A 673-nucleotide genomic window follows, 5' to 3' on the forward strand; every position below is an offset into this window, starting at 1 on the left:
GGGCAGTCTGACGGAACCTTCACCCTTATGGACGGCAACCATGTCACTTCGGATGGGGAACAGGCGGTTATCGCAGGTGCCTACCTCTATACACTGGCCGAGACAGGCCGCGGCTGGGCGTTGAGCGCGCGGTCAGAGGCAGGGGAGCCGGTCTATCAACCGTCTGCGCCGATCTATGACAGCTATGGCCAATCGCTGCTGGCCCTGAATGGCCCCGCGTCGCTGCGCAGCCGGGGTAGCTCGGAAGACTTCCGGAGCCTGGCCTGGGACGGGGGACCAGCCACTCAAAGCGCAGGCTCGCCGCTGTGGTTCCGGATGGGGACAGAACAGGTCACATTGGCTGAAGAGCACAGCACAACAGGGGCCGCGCTCGACAGCAGTGTCTGGGAGATAGAGATCGGCGGGGATGTTGTCCTGAGCGAGAGCGGGGCAGGGCTGCTTGTGGGCGGGTTGCAATTCTCCTACGCCACGGGCAGTGCGTCGGTGACCTCTGAGTTTGGGGGCGGGTCGATTGACACCACGGGCCTGGGTCTGGGCCTGGCTGCTACGTGGTATGACAATCGCCGGTTTTATGTCGACGGTCAGTTCACGTTTGCCTCCTACACGAGCGATCTGGACGCCGACAGGATTGGAACCCTGGCGGACGGCAACGGCGGCACCGGCTATGCGCTGT

1 protein-coding gene is annotated in these 673 nt (G+C 63.7%); it reads left to right on the forward strand.

Features of this window, described 5'->3' with window-relative positions; translation table 11 throughout:
• Window positions 1-673, forward strand: a 673-nt coding sequence (locus ACR0BU_RS24760; RefSeq protein ID WP_480739593.1) for an autotransporter outer membrane beta-barrel domain-containing protein, incomplete at both ends; no start/stop codon positions are given.

It is taken from the genome of Ruegeria sp. CK2, from assembly GCF_056536585.1.